Raw genomic sequence first — 464 nt, 5'->3', positions numbered from 1 at the left:
CGAAGGTTGCAGCATAACCATTACTCAGGGACAATTTGGGGCAGCGCCATTCTGCTGCAATGTTAGAAACCAGACTAGCTTAAACTCTCGCTCTTTTTGTCTTGACTCATGGGTCCACCATAGTTAATGATGCATTCATTATCAAACGATTCATTAAATCAGGGAGAATTTCATGCTTCGCCAGCAAAACCGTTACCGCAACATCTTCTTGAGTAGCCTTCTTTTCTGCGTATCTACTGCCCCCGCCTGGGCTGCCAGTACGGGGCAATCCATCTCCGAAGCAGCGCACCAAAACTGGTGGCGAGGGATTTCCCTGGTCATGCATGGTCAGGTAGAAGGCAGCAATTCTCAATATGGCCAAGAGCCCTTTTTATGGGGTGGCACCACCATATGAATGACTCGGCTTTTTTGGATGTACGGTGAGCGCTGGACAAATCCATCCATTCAACGTATAAGAGGCTGGG

Annotated in this window: 1 protein-coding gene; it reads left to right on the top strand. The window is 48.5% G+C overall.

All coding sequences use genetic code 11. From position 1 onward, the window contains the following. Nucleotides 1-172: 172 nt before the first annotated feature. Complete coding sequence (locus HJG40_RS11710; RefSeq protein WP_215864362.1) at nt 173-394, top strand: hypothetical protein; 222 nt, start codon at nt 173-175, stop codon at nt 392-394. The last annotated feature ends 70 nt before the right edge of the window (nt 395-464 follow it).

This window comes from Acidithiobacillus concretivorus, from assembly GCF_018853445.1.
Taxonomy (GTDB): Bacteria; Pseudomonadota; Gammaproteobacteria; order Acidithiobacillales; family Acidithiobacillaceae; genus Acidithiobacillus; species Acidithiobacillus concretivorus.
This window is presented reverse-complemented; position numbering and strand designations above follow the sequence as displayed.

Bases quoted from the DNA above. Each gene is read 5' to 3' on its own strand.
- HJG40_RS11710 (WP_215864362.1), top strand. From the start codon at position 173: ATGCTTCGCCAGCAAAACCGTTACCGCAACATCTTCTTGAGTAGCCTT.